The organism is Gymnodinialimonas mytili, assembly GCF_037544085.1.
Taxonomy (GTDB): Bacteria; Pseudomonadota; Alphaproteobacteria; order Rhodobacterales; family Rhodobacteraceae; genus Gymnodinialimonas; species Gymnodinialimonas mytili.
Window position 1 is genome coordinate 1,027,222 of sequence record NZ_JBBIFW010000001.1, and the last position, 15,847, is coordinate 1,043,068.

Consider the following 15,847-nt stretch of genomic DNA (forward strand, 5'->3'; position numbering starts at 1 on the left):
TGTCCTTATCGCGATGATCGCCGTTTCGTCGGGGCCGTCAAGACCAGCTCAAGAGACAGACGCAATCGACGTGGTAGGGCCTGTGTCGCTTACATAACTGTCCAGCGCCGCAACCTGATCGGGCGAAAACCGCAAGCCCAGCTTGGATCGGCGCCACAGGATATCGGCCGCGGAGCGTGCATATTCCTTTTCGATCAACCAGCGCACCTCTGCCTCGGTCAAGGTTGCGCCAAAATCGCGGCCCAGATCATCGGCGCCCCGTGCATCGCCCAAGATCGTGCGCGCGTCGGTGCCGTAGCCGCGCACCAATCGCAGGGCCCAGCGTTCGGTCAGAAACGGAAAAGACGCGCGCAAGTCAACTACCAGATTGGCCACACCATCCACCGGGAAATCGCCCCCCGGCAATGCAACACCTGCCGTCCAGTGACCCGATGCCTGTGGGAAGAATTGCGCGAGTTTGTCCCAAGCGTCTTCGGCCAGCTTGCGGTAGGTAGTGATTTTTCCGCCAAACACGCTCAACAAGGGCGCATCGCCTTTGTCGAGCGACAGCACATAATCCCGCGTTGCCGCCGTCGCAGATTTCGCCCCGTCGTCATAGAGGGGACGCACACCGGAATAGGTCCAGACGACGTCGTCAACGCTTAGCGTTTCCTCGAAATAGTCATTGGCAAAGCGCAAAAGGTAGTCGCGTTCGTCGGGCGTGCATTCCGCCTTGCGTGGATCGTCAGTGTGTTCGGCATCCGTCGTGCCGATCAAGGTAAAATCGGTTTCATACGGGATCGCAAAGATGATCCGCCCATCCGTGCCCTGGAAGAAATAGCATTTGTCATGGTCGTAGAGCTTTCGCGTCACGATATGCGACCCACGCACCAACCGCACGCCTTCGCTGGAATTCTGCCGCACCACATTGCGGACGACATCGGCGACCCAGGGACCACCGGCATTGACTAGAACGCGGGCCCGGACCGTGCGCTGCCCGTCTGCATCGCGAAGCTTGATCTGCCAAAGACCATCCTGCCGTTCAGCGCTCAGTACTTCGGTCCGTACCATCACATCAGCGCCCCGCAATTCGGCGTCGCGTGCATTCAGAACCACCAGCCGCGAATCCTCGACCCAGCAATCGGAATATTCGAAGGCTCTGGCAAAGCGGTCTTGCAAGGGGACACCCTCGGGTGCGCCTGACAATTCCAGCGAGGTCGTGCCCGGCAAGATCTTCCGTCCGCCAAGATTGTCATACAGAAACAGGCCCAACCGGATCAGCCAAGTCGGCCGACGGCCCTTCATCCAAGGCATGAACGTTGTCAAAAGCTTTGATGTGGGCGTGGAATTGTCAAACCGCATGTCCCGGCTGAGCGGCAGGACGAACCGCATTGGCCATGAGATATGCGGCATGGCGCGCAGCAGCGTCTCTCGTTCTTCCAGCGCATGGCGGACCAGGCTGAACTCGAAATATTCCAGATACCGCAAACCACCGTGGAACAACTTGGTGGAGGCCGACGATGTCGCACCGGCAAGGTCTCCCATCTCGGCCAGAGCAACGCTTAATCCGCGCCCTGCTGCGTCACGTGCAATTCCACAGCCATTGATGCCGCCACCGATGACGAACAGGTCATAGGGTTTGTCCATGGAAGATCCCTCCGATCCGGATGGCGCGGTGTCTCACTTCATGTTCGTTTTGTCAATTTTTTCGCGCGCTATTGTTCGTATTTTTACTCTGTCGGCACGCGTGCGATCAGCTCTTCAACAAAGGGGGTCAGGCTCTCGACGATCACCGCCACCCCATCGGCACTGGGATGAAGGCCGTCGGACTGCATGAATTCCGATATATCGCCCGGGCTGGCCACCTCGAACCCCATGAAAAAGCTTTCGGCGTAAAGCGTGCCGAATTCAGCGGCGAGTTCGGGATACATCGCGTCGAATGCCGCCTTGTATTCTGGCCCATAATTGCCGGGCGCTTGCATCCCGACCAGCAGAACCTCGACCTCTGCGGTTGCGGCAGCCTCCAGGATACCGGTCAAATTTGCGCGACTGACCTCCGGCGGGATGCCGCGCAAAAGGTCGTTTGCGCCAAGTGTGACGATCAATGCATCCACATCATCGGTTAACGTCCAACCCACCCTTGCTAATCCACCGGCTGTAGTATCGCCTGAAACACCTGCATTAATGATCCGAACGTCATGGCCCGCCCCCCGCAACGCATCCTGCAATTGCGGGACGAATCCGTCTTCCTGCACAAGCCCGAACCCCTGCGTCAGGCTGTCACCCAACGCGGCAATCGTGACCTCTTGGGCGGCAACCGGCAAAGCCGCGATACCCAGCACGCCCGCCTTGCCCGCGACGCGCAAGACCCCATATCCCCGGGAGAACGCGGCATGGAGGCGATCGCAAATGTCACCAATCCTGTCCCTCACGGACATGCAATTGTCACTCGATGGCAATGCAGGGCGTGTCGATATCCTGCGCGGCATCACCTTGGACATTGCACGCGGTGAGACGGTGGCGCTGACAGGGCCGTCGGGATCCGGCAAAAGCTCACTCCTTATGGTCATGGGCGGGCTGGAACGGGCCACCGGCGGATCGGTTTCGGCCCTGGGCCACGATCTGACGACGATGTCCGAAGACCAACTGGCCCGGTTTCGCCGCCAACATATGGGGGTGGTGTTCCAAAGCTTCCACCTGATCCCCACCATGACGGCGCTGGAAAATGTCGCAACACCGCTGGAACTTGCCGGTATGTCTGATGCCTTTGAGCGGGCGGAGGCCGAGCTTGCGGCGATGGGACTTGGTCATCGCATTGGTCACTACCCCGCGCAGATGTCGGGGGGTGAACAACAGCGTGTTGCGTTGGCGCGCGCGGCGGCGCCGCGGCCCGATATCCTTCTCGCCGATGAGCCGACGGGCAATTTGGACGGCGCCACGGGCCTGCAGATCATGGATCTGCTGATGGATTTGCGAGACCGCCACGGGGCCACTTTGATCCTGGTCACCCACGCGCCTGAACTGGCCGCGCGCTGCGACCGAGATGTGCGCCTGCGGGATGGACGTATCGATACCGGCCTAAGGGATGCTGCGGAATGACGAGAAATTGGCGATATGAAGGGATCGGCGCGTTGGTTCTGGATGGTCAAGGCGTTGCGTTGGACCGTCCCTGCCCCGAGGATCCGCAAGGCATCGTGGCGCTGGTTGAACATGACGTGGAGGCCGACGGTCGGCTGAGCATCGAGGGCGGTGCGATCCGCTATATCAAATACGGTTGGTTGCGCTCCGTATTGGATCGGCCGCATCCGATGGCGCGCCAGGCCCTTTTGGAGGGTGCGAATGTGGGTGTCTATATCCATCGCTGGGATGATCCGATGGCCGCCGCATCCATGACAGAAAATCTGGTAAACACCGACCTGCCGCCCTGGAATCTGGGAATTCGTCGGTGAGCGTTGCCCTCCGCATCGCCCGGCGCGAATTGCGCGGTGGCTTGCGCGGGTTCCGAGTGTTTCTGGCCTGCCTCGCGCTCGGTGTTGCGGCCATCGCCGCTGTCGGCTCGATCCGCGTATCGATCGAAGAAGGGTTGGCGCGCGAGGGCGCGGCGATCCTGGGTGGTGATGCAGAGATGTCGTTCACGTATCGCTTCGCGGATGAGACCGAGCGTGCCTTCATGGACACTATCGCCGAAGCGGTGTCGGAAACTGTCGATTTCAGATCGATGGTGGTGGTTGATCGCGATCCGATCGAACGCGGATTGACCCAAGTGCGCGGTGTCGACGCGGCGTGGCCGCTTTACGGTGAAGCCGGGTTGGACCCACCGATGCCGATCGCCGAAGCGCTTGAAACACGGGGGCTCCCAGGCGCCGTTATGGCGCCTTTGCTGGTCGACCGGTTGGCGTTGAGCGTCGGCGACACATTCCGACTGGGCACCCAAAATTTCGAATTGCGCGCTGTTCTGACGGATGAGCCCGATGGCGCTGCCTCTGGCTTTGGCCTCGGCCCACGCACCATCGTGTCGCTATCCGGCCTGGACGGATCTGGCCTGTTGGAGCCGGGCACACTCTTTGACAGTCAATATCGCATCGCGCTTCCCGACGGCGCCAATCTCACCGCGTTGGAGGCAGAGGCGCGTGCGTTCGAGCAAACCGGCGCACGTTGGCGAGATTCGCGCAATGGCGCCCCCGGTGTGTCGGACTTCGTGGATCGCATTGGCGCCTTTCTGGTACTGGTCGGCCTCGCCGGCCTGGCGGTGGGCGGTGTCGGTGTGTCGGCCGCGGTGCGCGCCTATCTGGACGGTAAAATCGCCACGATTGCGACGCTCAAGACCTTGGGGGCCGAGGGGCGGACGATCTTTGCCGTGTATTTCGCACAAGTCGGATTGTTGACACTTATCGGGTTGGCCCTGGGTCTGACGCTTGGCGCCGCCGCCCCCATCGCGTTTGGCCCACTGATTGAGGCGCAATTGCCGGTGCCGGTGGCCATTGGAGTCTATCCCACCCCTTTGGCTGAGGCGGCACTTTACGGCGCGCTCACGGCCCTGATCTTCACCCTGTGGCCCCTGGCCCGCACCGAGCAGGTGCGCGCGGCGGCCTTGTTTCGCGATGCGATCTCGCCGACGCGCGATTGGCCCGCGCCGCATTTCTTGGTGATCATCGCCATTCTTCTGGCGGCCCTTGTCGGCGCCGCGGTTTGGCTGTCGGGCATTCCGCGATTGGCACTTGGCACCGCAGGCGGATTGTTGGGGGCATTGATCTTGCTGGCCTTGTCGGCCTGGGCAATCCGTGCATTGGCGCGCCGCCTGGCGCGGGGCCAAATGGCCCGTGGGCGCACGGCCTTACGGGCGGCGCTTGGCGCAGTGGGTGGCCCTGGTTCCGAGGCAGGATCGGTCGTCTTGTCCCTTGGGCTCGGCCTGACCGTTTTGGCGACTGTGGGACAGATCGACACCAACCTGCGCAGCGCCATTCAACGGGATCTACCCGACGTTGCGCCATCCTACTTCTTTGTCGATATCCAGAACGACCAGCTTGGCGCATTCCTGGACCGCGTCACAAATGATCCCGCAGTCAGCCGGGTGGACACCGCCCCGATGCTGCGGGGGATCATCACGCAGATCAACGGGGCGCGCGCGCAGGATGTCGCTGGAGATCACTGGGTCTTGCAGGGGGATCGCGGGGTGACCTATCTGAGCGAGGCGCCGGACCCAAGCGAAGTTGTGGCGGGGGCCTGGTGGCCTGATGATTACAGCGGTCCGCCCCTGGTGGCCTTCGCCGCAGAAGAGGCGTTGGAGATTGGGATCGCGGTCGGTGACACGTTGACCGTCAACATCCTGGGCCGCGATATCGAGGCTGAAATCGCCGCCCTGCGCGAGGTATCCTTCGAGAATGCTGGCATCGGTTTCATCCTGACGATGAATGAAAGCGCCTTGGCGGGTGCACCACACACCCATATTGCCACCGTTTATGCCGAAGAGGCCGCCGAGGCACAGATCTTGCGCGACGTTGCGGGTGCGGCGCCCAATATCACTGCAATCCGGGTCCGCGACGCCTTGGATCAAGTGGCGGAGGCCTTGCGTGGGATCGCCTCGGCCACCTCCTACGCGGCCCTGGCCACGCTGCTGACCGGCTTCATCGTCTTGATTGGAGCCGCCGCGGCCGGTGAGCGTGGGCGCACGTTCGAGGCGGCGGTTCTAAAGACCTTGGGCGCATCGCGCGGGATGGTCTTGCGCAGTTTCGCCTTGCGCGCCGCTCTTTTGGGCGCCGCTGCGGGTTTGGTTGCCATTCTGGCGGGTGCTTTGGGCGGATGGGCCGTTATGACCTTTGTGATGGATACCAGCTATCGGTTTGAGCCGTTCTCAGCGATTGCAATTGTGATTGGCGGGGCACTGGCCACTCTGGTGTCGGGCCTCGCCTTTGCACTACGCCCCCTTGCGGCGCGTCCAGCGCAGATCTTACGCGCCCGGGAATAGCGCAGCGCCTTTCCTCTTGCCAAGCGCGGCGCAAACACGCACCTGAGGGCCTATGTTGCGTTCCGTCAGATCATTGCTTGGTCGCCGTCCGACATCCAATCGGGTCGAGGGAGACGCCGATGGTGCATCTATCGATCTGCCACGCCCCGACACGCCGACTTACATCATCGGCGATCTCCACGGTCGCGCCGATCTGTTGGAGCAGATGCTAGAATTGATCGATGCCCATATCGGCGGCACTAGCGCAACCAACCCGCAATTGGTTTTTGTCGGTGACTATATCGATCTTGGTCCCGACAGCGCGACGGTGCTGGCCCGAATGCGGGAATTGCAAACGGACTTTCCGGACAACGTCACATGTCTGATGGGCAACCACGAGCGGATGATGCTGGATTTTCTCGAAAACCCTAGCACGCGCGGCCCTCGCTGGTTGCGCGCTGGCGCGAAAGAAACCCTAAAATCCTACGGAATTGCCACCTCAAACCTGTCTAAGGGCAGTGAATTTGACGCCTTTCCGGGGGTCGCGCGCGCTTTGGCCCGCGCAATCCCGAAAGAGGTTCTTGCATGGGTTCGCGCATTGCCAATGAGTTGGTCATCGGGAAACCTGTGGGCCGTGCATGCCGGTGCGGATCCGGGCCACGCGATGGAAGATCAAACCGCACGCGTTCTGCTCTGGGGGCATCCGGAATTTGACAGCGCTCTACGGGCTGATGACATCTGGGTTGCCCATGGCCATACCGAGTTTGAGGCACCCCATGCCAATGATGGGCGCATTGCCACGGATACCGGGGCCTGGCGCACGGGCCGATTGACCGCATGTGCGATCCGCCCCGATGGCAGATACGATTTCCTGCAAACCTGATGCGGTCACACCCTCGGCTTCGATGGCAAAGAAAGCCTATCTCGGTTCCGCTATTAACCCTAACGCGTGAGCTTTTCTTTCGCGCCATTTTCAACTTTTGTGTTCCAAAGCGGCACACCGGAACGAAACGCGGCGCGACCGATCATATGGGCGGCGACAGGCGCGGTGATCAGCAGAAACACGATAGTGGCCACGGCGCGCGTGATGGTCGCGGTATCAGCAAAAAAGACGGCGACAGCGATCAGGATCAAACCTGCGCCCAACGTGCCGGCCTTTGTCGAGGCGTGCATACGGATCAACACATCTGGCAGGCGCAGCACACCTAGACCGGCTACGAAACAGAAGAATCCGCCCAACAGGATAAGCGCTGCGAGGATGTAGTCGACAATCATGGCGCACGCTCCTCAGCTTCGGGTCCTGGTGCAGATGACGCCTCCTCCCCGCCGTTCCGAAGGCGGCCATTCTGGCGTCGCTCAACGAAGCGGGCCAAAGCGACGGTGGCCAAAAACCCGATCAGCGCCAACACAATGGCCACATCCACAAAGGCGGTCTCACCGGATTGGATCGCGTAAAGACCGCAAAAGGACACAATCAGGATGGTCATCAGGTCGAAGGCCACGACACGGTCAGGGAGGCTGGGACCTTTGACCAGGCGGATGAACCCGCCCACAACACCCAACATGACGAGAACGAAGGTGATATCGATGGCTGTGGTCAACACATTGCTCATGTCTCAAATCACTCCATAGCTGAGGCGACGCGACGCTCCACCCCGTCTTTGATCCCTTGCCGGATCTCCTCGGGATCATCTGCAAACATCGCGTGGATGTAGAGCGTGCGGCAATCCTCGGTCACGTCCAGACACAGCGTGCCCGGCGTCAGCGAGATGTAGTTGGTCAGAACCAGCACCGCCATTTCGCTGTGATCTTCCAACGGCACCGATACGATCCCTGGCCGTGATTTGTGCTGCGGGGTCAGCACATCATAGACCACTTGAACCGAACTGAGCACCAGTTCGAGCAGGAACGTCAGGATCAGCTTCACCCAACGGATACCGCGTGAGAAATAGCGGTCGCAACCGGGATAGAGTGGGCGCGTCATGAACAACGCCGCAGATCCCAAGGCAAAACCGACCAATAGGTTTTCTAGCGTGACGCCACCGGTCAAGGCTGACCAGATCACCGCAAGGGCGACATTTAACCCAAAGACGTTCATTCCGTGCCCTCCGCGAAACTGGTGTTATCCGGCCCGAGCACCGCCGCAACATACGCCTCTGGGTTCAAAAGTTGTTCGGCTGAGCGCTCGGCAAATTGAACAAACGGCTCTGGGAACAGGCCGATGATACAGGTCAGCACGGCCAACACGGCGATGGGTGACAACAGCGCCGCACGATCCTTAGACGTCAGGCTCGACAGGGTCGGGTTCACGCCCGCCGGGTGAGGTTTCCAGAATGCCAGGCCCCAGATCTTGGTCATCGAATAGATGGTCAGCAGGCCCACCACCAGCGCCACCGCGGCAATGACGTAACCACCATCATCCAACGCCGCCTTGACCAAAACGTACTTGGCCCAAAACCCGGACAAAGGCGGGAAACCTGCAAGGGAGAACGCTGGTATCAGGAATAAAAGCGCGAGGAAAGGCGCGGTTTTGTAAAGCCCGCCGATGTGATCGAGGTTGGTCGATCCCGCGATCCGCCGCGCCACACCTGCGACCAGGAACAGGTTCGCCTTCACGATGATATGGTGCACCAGATAGAAGACAGCGCCTACCAGTGCCAGCGGCGTGAACAACGCCAGGCCAAGGATCATGTAGCCAATCTGACTCACGATGTGGAAGCTCAGGATACGGCGAAAGTCATTCATCGCCGCAGCACCCAGAACACCGGTGACCATGGTAAATCCCGCAACCCACAGCAGCAGCGTATGCGTATAGGCAATGTCGGTGGTGAAAATCAGCGTGAACATGCGGATCAGGCTGTAGACACCGACCTTGGTCAACAAACCTGCAAAGATCGCCGACACGCTGATCGCGGGCGTGTGGTATGAGGCAGGCAGCCAGAAGAATAGCGGGAAGACCGCAGCTTTGACGCCGAACGCGATCATGAACATCACCGCCACGACGATCAACAGGCCGGGGTTTTCAACGTTTTGAACCGCCGAGTGCAGGTCGGCCATGTTGAGCGTACCGGTCATTCCATAAAGCAGACCGATCCCACTGAGGAACATGATCGTCGAGACCAGGTTCAGCGTCACATATTTGATCCCGCCATCCAGCTGCGCCTTGGTGCCGCCCAAGATCAGCAGACCAAAGGACGCGATCAGCATGACCTCGAACCAGACATAAAGGTTGAAAAGGTCACCGGTCAGAAAGGCACCGCATACACCCGCCAGCAGCACTTGGTAGAGCGCGTGATAGCCGAGCTGTTCCTTGCGCTCATCCACATCGGCCAGCGCATAAACAGCCACGGCGAGGCCGGTGATCCCGGTGATGACAACCATCACCGCACTGAGCAGATCGGCAACAAGGGTAATCCCGAACGGCGCCGGCCATTCACCCATTTGCGCGGCCACGACACCGTTATCCAGCACATGCGTCATCAACACGATTGAGGCGATCAGCATCGCAGCCGAGCCCAATACGCTCAGCCAACGCCCCTCCGGCCCATGGCGAAACAAGAAAGCCAGCACGGCCGTTGCAAAGGGGATGATGATCGGCGCCGCCAGGATCCAGCTCATGGCTTGCCCTCGGCGATATAGGACTTTGAGGCGACAGGCGCCGTGTCGTCTTCGATCGGTTCGGCCAGACGCATCTCATCGGAGTTGAGCGTGCCAAGGTTCTGATAGGTTCGGTAAACAAGCATCAGAGCAAAGGCGAAAAGCCCAAAGCCGATCACAATTGCCGTCAGAACCAGAGCCTGCGGCAGCGCATTGGCCACATCGACCATCGGCGCGTCGGCGCCATCTGGGATTAGAGGCGGCGTTTCAGGCGTCAGTCGGCCCGCAACGAAGATAGTCAGGTTGGCGGCATTCGAGATGAGGATCAGTCCGAACAGAAAGCGCAACACATTGCGCGCCAGCATCAGGTGGACCGAGGCTGCGACCAATGCGCCGACCATGATGGCAACAAGAAGCTCCATCCCTAGACCTCCTCTTCCAGCGCAAGAACAAGGGTCAGGATCGATCCGAAGACCACCAGGTAAACGCCGATGTCAAAGAACAAGACGCTGCTGATCGGCAAACCCTTGTCATCCTCGGTTTCACCAATGAACAACCATTGGCCCGTGAAAAACGCATCGTTGAAAAAGACCGGGTAAACTCCGGCTGCTAGGGCGATGCCAAGACCGATCATTGCAATATTCTGCGGCTCCACCCCAAGCGTGGCGCGGGTGGCCTGCGCCCCTTGAGCAATGGCGTAGAGCACAAAACCGGTGGCGCCGACCAGACCGCCGATAAAGCCACCGCCCGGCAGATTGTGCCCTCGCAAGAGCATATAGACGGAAAAGAGCAGCAAGATCGCGGTCAGCAGCCGAGTTGCGGCGTTGAGGATGATTGAATTCATCATCTCACTTCTCCCCCTCTTCGTCGCTGGTCGACTCGTAGCGTGTCCCGCGCAGAAGCGCGTAGGCGGCAAGCGCGGCGATCACGACCACCGCAATTTCACCAAACGTATCCAATGCGCGGAAATCGACGAGAATGACGTTGACGATGTTACGCCCAAAGGCTTCGGGCCAAGAGGTCGCCTCGAAATACTCGGTCAAGCGCAGATCCAGATCGGATTGCAACACCCCAACCAGAACCAGTGTGGTCAGCACACCCAGCGCAATCGACAACAACGCATGAACCGGGCGCGCAGGTTGCGAACTGCGCAGCTCAAGATGCGGCAATTTCAGCATCGCAACCGCAACAAGAACCACAACCAAGGTTTCCACCAGAAGCTGGGTGATCGCGACATCAGGCGCTGAAAACAGGATGAAGATCAGCGCGACACCAATGCCCACAACACCGAGCGCGACAATCGCCACCATGCGGGAACCGGTATAGGCCGTGAGCAGCGCCCCGGCGGTGATAAAGAGCAAAACCGCCCAGTGTTTGAACACCAAACCCTCAAGTTCCGCGGCGATGTCCACTGTGAAATTCAGCGCATCCTGTAGATACATCGTGGCGCCGATCCCAACGGCGAGGGTTGCGAAAATTATGAAGATGTAGCTCTGAAGCACGCCCGATTGCAGGTAACGGGTTTGCCAAGCCGCCAGCGCCTTAAGCCCATCCAATACATGATCCCAACCTGGATCAAACTTGATCGGGTTTGCCGCAAAGATACGACCCAGCAGCGCGCGGATACGCGCATGCATCAAATAGATAACAAAGCCGACGGCGAAGGTGATCATCGACAAGATGAAGGCGGTATTGACCTCCCGGAACAGGTACAGATCCACCTCGACCGTGCTGCCATACACCGCCCAGGTGGCAGGGGCGACCAGCCAAACCTCTGGGATGTCGGCGAAAACGCCAAAATAGAATGACAGCGTGCCAAGGATCAGAGGGCCAACCCACATCGGGATCGGACCTTCATGGGCATCTTTCAATGTGTCAGGCAGGCGGCCGAAGAAGGGGCGCGCGACCGAGATCCCCGCCGCCACAAACATCAGAACCGATGCGGCAAAGATCGTACCGACGATCCAAGTCGCCGCGACCTCTGCCTCGAGGCCGGCTTTGTACAGGAATTCCTTGCCGATGAAGCCGACGAAGGGCGGCAACCCTGCCATTGAAATCGCCGCCAGAGCGCCGGCAAAGAAGGTGATCGGCATCTTGCGTGCCAGTCCGCGCAGCTTGTCGACATCTCGCGTGCCAGCGCCGTGATCGACAATGCCGATCATCAAGAACAAGGCCGCTTTATAGAGAGAGTGCACCACCAGGAACAGCATTGCCGCTTTGATCGCGTCGCTGGAGCCCGCCCCGATGAACAACGTCAGAGCGCCCAGAGCCATCAGCGTCGTGTAGGCAAGGACTTGTTTGATGTCGGTTTGCCGGATTGCGAGCATGGAGGCAAAGACCGTGGTGAAGCCGCCTGCAATCACCAGCGCCCAGAACCAGGGCTCCGTTCCGCCGAGTGACGGGTTCATGCGCGCCATGAGATACACACCCGCCTTCACCATCGTCGCCGAGTGCAGATAAGCGGATACAGGTGTGGGCGCGGCCATCGCGTTGGGCAGCCAGAAGTGAAAAGGAAATTGCGCCGATTTGGTGAAGGCGCCTGCCAAGAACAGAATTAAGATTGGGATATAGAGCTCATGTTCGCGGATCGCATCGCCTTGGGTTAAGATTTCGGCCAGGGAAAACGTGCCCGCTGCATTGCCCAGCAAGATCATACCGGCCAGCAAAGCAAGGCCTCCGGTGCCCGTCAAAAGTAAGGCCTGTAATGCTGAGCGCCGTGACTTCGCGCTGTCGGAAGTGAACCCGATCAGCAGGTAGGACGAAATCGTCGTCACTTCCCAAAACACAAACAAGGCGATCAGGTTGTCGGACAGCGTCAGACCCAACATGCCGATCATAAAGATCATCAGATAAAGGACAAAACGGGGATATTCCGGATGCTTGCCCAGATAGCTGGTGGAATACAGCGTCACCAAGGTGCCGATGCCGGTGATCAGAAGCGCGAATGTCAAAGACAGCCCATCGATCAGCAGCGACAAGCGAATGTCCATCGACGGCACCCAATCGATGCCAGCCAAAATCACGTCGCCCCGCGCAACCGGCACCAGGAACTGACAAAACCAAGCAAAGAGAATTGCCGGGATCAATACCGAGATCCAGCCAGCCGGGCCGCCGGCCACCCGTGGCACTTGCACGCCGCCATCTGCCACGTCGTTTCGTCCTTTAGTGCCCTGCCGGAGAAGCAGAGGAGTGTCGTCTATGGCCGGTCTGCCGCTCAATTTGGCGCGATAAGCCGCGAGGTCCAGCACATGACGGGTATTTGGGGCGCCGTGCCGGATGCACGGACACGTAGGGCTCCGCTATCGATAGGTCAATCCTTATGAATTATAAAAAACGATAGCAAAATCCTATATGCCTGATAAAAAAAATAAAACCCCGGACAATCCTCCGCAGCTGACGGCAGGGGCCGCGGCGGATCATCCGGGGTAGAACCCCAAAAGACCAGTGAGCGGTGATAGGGACATCGACCTTGGTCTTTTGAGGGCGTGCGGTAGGCTGGTCTCCGTGTCAGGCCAGCTTACCACCTCACCTTGCAAGCTTGAATATACAGATGCCTTTCTATAGGAAAAGGCTTATCATCCCTATTTTTCCATTGGAAAAAGCTATCCAAAATGCAGCACCACATTTTGCCCTTCACGCTCCGCCAGCTTCGCTATCTGACCGCATTGGAAGACACCCATCACTTCCGAGAGGCCGCCGAGGCCTGTGGTATCTCGCAGCCGTCTTTATCTGTACAGATCAAGTCGTTAGAGGATTCTCTGGGCTTGACATTGGTGGAACGTGGACGCGGTCCCGTGCGTCTAACTCAGGCCGGACGAGAGGTCGCGCGGCGCGGTCGCGACATCCTGGATGCGGGTCAAGGCATCGTTGATTTGACCGCCACGCTGCAATCTGGGCTGGGCGGAACCTTGCGGCTGGGAACGTCGACATTACTGGGCCCATATCTCATGCCACATGTCATCGATGATTTACACCGGTCGCATCCGGACTTGCGACTCTACATCCGAGAAGGGGCGCCTCAGAACCTGCTTCGTGAGTTGAATGACGGGCTACACGACCTGATTTTGACGCAACTTCCGGTCTCGGGCGCGACATTGACAGTCGCCCGACTGTTCCGCGAACCACTTGGTGTGGCTCTGCCCGCGGGCCATGAATTGGCTGACGCCCCCCAATTGGAGGGGCCAGAATTAGCCGGGAAGACGATCCTGTCGTTGTCGCCAGGCTATGCGCTGCACGATCAGATCTCGGCGTTGTGCGGCGAAATCGGGGCGCATATGTCGCGCGACTATGAAGGAACATCACTCGACGCCCTACGCCAAATGGTGGCGATGAATATGGGCCTGACGTTTCTTCCTGCGCTCTACGTCAAATCCGAGATAGAGGGGCGCGCAGAGGATGTCGTGGTGCGCCCGTTCCGCGGAAGGCGCTTTGCACGTTCCATCGGATTGGTGTGGCGGTCCAGCACTGGCGCCGCTTCGGCGTATGAGCGCTTGGCCAATGCGATCCGCGACACAGCGCGGCGCTTCCCGGACCTGGTTTTGGAAGGCTAAGCACACAGCGATTGCGGATCGCACGCATAGGCCATTGACGGCGCGCTATGCGATGGAAACACTGAGAACATGGCGGACTTCTATGATCCTGGTGATTTGGACGCTCTGGCGCGGGATTGTCTGGTCCGCGCGGGCGTTCCGGCGGATGTGGCGGATATTGTCGCTCGGGATGTCGCGCTGAACGAACTTGACGGCGCCAGCGAAGGCGGCTTTCTCGGCCTTTTGCGTGATATCCGATTGCTAAGATACGGGCGCTTGCGACCTCAGGCGACACCACGTATCGAAGTCGCCGCACCCTCTGTACTTCGGGTCGATGCGGAGCATGGGTTTGCGGCCGCCGCATTGGCGCAGGCTGTGCCGCAGCTCATCGATCTGGCGCGCGGGCAAGGTATGGCCGTGATCCATCTGCGGAATGCCAGCGAGCCGGGCCCGATGGCCCATGCCATGGCCAGTTTGGCCGAGGCGAACATGGCGGGTGTCGCCTTACGCGCGGAAGGTGCGGCCCATGTGATCCGACCCCGCGCCGACCGCGCCGCCATATTGGGCCCAACGGATGCCGAAGATGCTTTGGCAAGCCTGTTGCAATTGGCGCCGCCAGCGGCAGACACGCCGCTGGGTGGGCCCGTCGCCTATTCGGGATGGATCGCCGCAATGGATCCAAATGTCACCGATGTGGGCAATCTGTTGGCGGGGATGCCCCCCGCCCCGCCGGTCGCCGCGCGACAGCCCGTCGCCCTCCCCTCAGATCTGCTGGCCCAGATCGTCAACGCGTAATCGGATGTTATGGCAGCCCCCCTTCTGAAAGGTCTGACCCTGCGCGGTCTGGAAGTGTTCGAAACGTTGGCGCGGACAGGATCGGTCGCGGCGACAGCATCTGATTTGGGTATGAGCGCACCGGCCGTATCACAACAATTGAAGAACCTGGATGCGGCCTTGGGGGTCGAATTGATCGACCACTCAAGACGCCCGATGATCTTGACCCCTGCCGGGCGGCTGTTTCTGGGCCAGGCGCAAACAGCGCTGCGCGCCTTGCGAGCTGGCCAGCGCGATTTGACCGCCTTGGATCTGACCGACCTATCGGCGCTGTCCCTGGGCGTGATCGAAGATTTCGAGAACGAGGTCACACCCAACCTGGCGCAGCGATTGGCCGAAGCCATGAGCCAATGCGCCTTTACCCTAAAAACCGGCGCGAGCCACGCGCTGCAGGCGCAAATCGCAAACCGAGACCTGGATATGGTGATCTGTGCGGCCGGTATGTCGGAACCGCCCGACACGGTCGCTCTGCCATTGCTGAGCGATCCTTATATCCTCGCCGTCCCAAAAGGCCGCGATGTCAGCGGCGGGCTGGCAGACTTGTATGATCTGCCGCTGTTGCGCCGCGACTTGGATCAGGTGATGGGTCAGCAAATCGAGGCGTGGCTGGAAGCCGGCAATATCGTCCCGCCGAAACGGTTTGAGATGGATTCGAACCAATCGATCTCCGCGTTGGTGGCTGCCGGCTCCGGCTGGACGATCACAACCCCCTTGTCACTGCTGCGTGGCGGACGGTTCGCTGGCGGCATTGACGCGCATCCCCTGCCCGGCAGGCCAATATCGCGTAAGATCGTCCTTTATGTAACCGCGGGTTGGTCTGGGGATATCCCGGCGCGAATTGCCGAACTGTCACGCGAATTGATCGGCGTACACTTTGCGGATCCGGGGCTAGAGCAGATGCCCTGGCTGGGCGATAGCTTTCAAATCTTGGGATAAGCCCTCGGGCTCAGCCCGGAAAACCAGC

Annotated in this window: 16 protein-coding genes; 7 read left to right on the top strand and 9 right to left on the bottom strand. The window is 59.9% G+C overall.

Annotated features, from left to right (window positions below; all coding sequences use genetic code 11):
• Nucleotides 1-48: 48 nt before the first annotated feature.
• Both glpD and V8J82_RS05090 read right to left on the bottom strand, forming a co-directional pair.
• Nucleotides 49-1,626, bottom strand: coding sequence for a glycerol-3-phosphate dehydrogenase (gene glpD, locus V8J82_RS05085; protein ID WP_339972805.1), 1,578 nt, complete (start codon nt 1,624-1,626; stop codon nt 49-51).
• A gap of 83 nt (nt 1,627-1,709) precedes the next feature.
• Nucleotides 1,710-2,345: an arylesterase gene (locus tag V8J82_RS05090; RefSeq protein ID WP_339972807.1), complete on the bottom strand. Its 636-nt coding sequence runs from the start codon at nt 2,343-2,345 to the stop codon at nt 1,710-1,712.
• 43 nt (nt 2,346-2,388) lie between these two features.
• Here V8J82_RS05090 and V8J82_RS05095 point away from each other — a divergent pair, with 43 nt between their 5' ends.
• Genes V8J82_RS05095 through V8J82_RS05110 form a run of 4 tightly spaced genes read left to right on the top strand, consistent with a single transcriptional unit; the run spans nt 2,389 to nt 6,806 of the window.
• Entirely contained in the window at nt 2,389-3,078 is a 690-nt protein-coding gene (locus tag V8J82_RS05095; protein WP_339972809.1) for an ABC transporter ATP-binding protein, read from the top strand.
• The gene (locus V8J82_RS05100) at nt 3,075-3,428 is read left to right on the top strand and encodes a hypothetical protein (protein WP_339972811.1); all 354 of its coding nucleotides are present in this window, start codon (nt 3,075-3,077) and stop codon (nt 3,426-3,428) included. Before V8J82_RS05095 ends, V8J82_RS05100 begins: the two co-directional genes overlap by 4 nt.
• A complete protein-coding gene (locus V8J82_RS05105; RefSeq protein ID WP_339972813.1) occupies nt 3,425-5,944 on the top strand; it encodes an ABC transporter permease in 2,520 nt (839 codons plus the stop codon). The genes V8J82_RS05100 and V8J82_RS05105 overlap by 4 nt, the downstream gene beginning before the upstream one ends.
• Nucleotides 5,945-5,996: 52 nt before the next feature.
• Nucleotides 5,997-6,806, top strand: coding sequence for a metallophosphoesterase family protein (locus tag V8J82_RS05110; protein ID WP_339972815.1), 810 nt, complete (start codon nt 5,997-5,999; stop codon nt 6,804-6,806).
• A 59-nt stretch (nt 6,807-6,865) separates the two neighbouring features.
• On the opposite strand, the gene mnhG is transcribed toward V8J82_RS05110, so the two are convergent.
• From mnhG to V8J82_RS05145, 7 genes are read right to left on the bottom strand one after another with little or no spacing between them, the layout of a single operon-like run.
• Nucleotides 6,866-7,198, bottom strand: a complete 333-nt coding sequence (mnhG, locus tag V8J82_RS05115; protein WP_339972817.1) for a monovalent cation/H(+) antiporter subunit G — start codon at nt 7,196-7,198, stop codon at nt 6,866-6,868.
• A complete protein-coding gene (locus V8J82_RS05120; RefSeq protein ID WP_339972819.1) occupies nt 7,195-7,536 on the bottom strand; it encodes an MrpF/PhaF family protein in 342 nt (113 codons plus the stop codon). Before V8J82_RS05120 ends, mnhG begins: the two co-directional genes overlap by 4 nt.
• Nucleotides 7,537-7,544: 8 nt before the next feature.
• Nucleotides 7,545-8,021, bottom strand: a complete 477-nt coding sequence (locus V8J82_RS05125) for a Na+/H+ antiporter subunit E (RefSeq protein ID WP_339972821.1) — start codon at nt 8,019-8,021, stop codon at nt 7,545-7,547.
• A complete protein-coding gene (locus V8J82_RS05130; protein ID WP_339972823.1) occupies nt 8,018-9,541 on the bottom strand; it encodes a Na+/H+ antiporter subunit D in 1,524 nt (507 codons plus the stop codon). Before V8J82_RS05130 ends, V8J82_RS05125 begins: the two co-directional genes overlap by 4 nt.
• Nucleotides 9,538-9,942 (bottom strand): Na+/H+ antiporter subunit C, encoded by a 405-nt coding sequence (locus V8J82_RS05135; protein ID WP_339972825.1) that lies wholly within the window; start codon nt 9,940-9,942, stop codon nt 9,538-9,540. The genes V8J82_RS05130 and V8J82_RS05135 overlap by 4 nt, the downstream gene beginning before the upstream one ends.
• 2 nt (nt 9,943-9,944) lie before the next feature.
• Complete coding sequence (locus tag V8J82_RS05140) at nt 9,945-10,367, bottom strand: Na+/H+ antiporter subunit B (RefSeq protein WP_339972826.1); 423 nt, start codon at nt 10,365-10,367, stop codon at nt 9,945-9,947.
• 1 nt (nt 10,368) lies between these two features.
• Nucleotides 10,369-12,669 carry a putative monovalent cation/H+ antiporter subunit A gene (locus V8J82_RS05145; protein ID WP_339972828.1) on the bottom strand — a complete coding sequence of 767 codons (2,301 nt, stop codon included), beginning with the start codon at nt 12,667-12,669 and terminating at the stop codon, nt 10,369-10,371.
• A 462-nt stretch (nt 12,670-13,131) separates the two neighbouring features.
• On the opposite strand from V8J82_RS05145, the gene V8J82_RS05150 reads away from it, so the two are divergent.
• The 3 genes from V8J82_RS05150 (at nt 13,132) to V8J82_RS05160 (ending at nt 15,819) form a co-directional block, all read left to right on the top strand.
• Nucleotides 13,132-14,070: a hydrogen peroxide-inducible genes activator gene (locus tag V8J82_RS05150; RefSeq protein WP_339972830.1), complete on the top strand. Its 939-nt coding sequence runs from the start codon at nt 13,132-13,134 to the stop codon at nt 14,068-14,070.
• Nucleotides 14,071-14,139: 69 nt separating this feature from the next.
• Nucleotides 14,140-14,844: an Ldh family oxidoreductase gene (locus V8J82_RS05155; protein ID WP_339972831.1), complete on the top strand. Its 705-nt coding sequence runs from the start codon at nt 14,140-14,142 to the stop codon at nt 14,842-14,844.
• A gap of 9 nt (nt 14,845-14,853) precedes the next feature.
• Nucleotides 14,854-15,819, top strand: a complete 966-nt coding sequence (locus V8J82_RS05160) for a LysR family transcriptional regulator (RefSeq protein ID WP_339972833.1) — start codon at nt 14,854-14,856, stop codon at nt 15,817-15,819.
• Nucleotides 15,820-15,847 lie beyond the last annotated feature (28 nt).